We start from the raw sequence: 596 nt of genomic DNA on the forward strand, positions 1-596 counted from the left end.
ACGATCGGCACCGTCCCGGCGGCCTGTTCTGCGGTCAGCGGATCGCTCAGGACGAATACGCCGCCCCAGGTCACTTGAATGACATCGCCCTCGGCGGCATTGGGATAGGGCAGGTTCGTCTCGGGGTCTGGCTCAATGGTGACCGGCACCCCGGCAGCGACGTTATCCTTGTCGATGCCGCCGTCGAGGATCTCTCTCGGGATACTCATTTTCAGTTTGGGGTGGTTCGGCAAGGTATCGTCGTATTGGCCGCCGGGGCGGGTGAGCTTGACCAGTACTTCCAAATCATCGGAGGGCTCGGGGCCCTGCGTTGAGCGCTCCACGCTGTACGAGACGCGGTGTCTCCCTTCCAGAACTTTGTTGGCCGGGATGAACACCGTCACGACCTTGTCGAGCTGATCCCGGTCAATAACGTCTTGCAATACCTTCTGGCCCGGATTCCAGAACAACCGCAAAACGTCGCCGGCTTGCATAGGCCTCCACGGCCCGGCCTGGCACAGCAAACCCTGTCGCGGAAAATTCCCCAGCGCGGCGGCAATGTTAATGCCCCAGACCTTTGGATTCTCCGAGACCGGCCCGGTACGCCCGGGGATAAA

The 596-nt window shown here is 61.4% G+C and carries 1 protein-coding gene; it reads right to left on the reverse strand.

From position 1 onward, the window contains the following. On the reverse strand, positions 1-473 hold a 473-nt coding region (locus GIW69_RS26175; RefSeq protein ID WP_236485677.1), incomplete at its 3' end, for a hypothetical protein. Between the last annotated feature and the right edge of the window lie 123 nt (positions 474-596).

It is taken from the genome of Pseudomonas syringae, assembly GCF_021605415.1.
GTDB classification, from domain to species: Bacteria; Pseudomonadota; Gammaproteobacteria; order Pseudomonadales; family Pseudomonadaceae; genus Aquipseudomonas; species Aquipseudomonas syringae_S.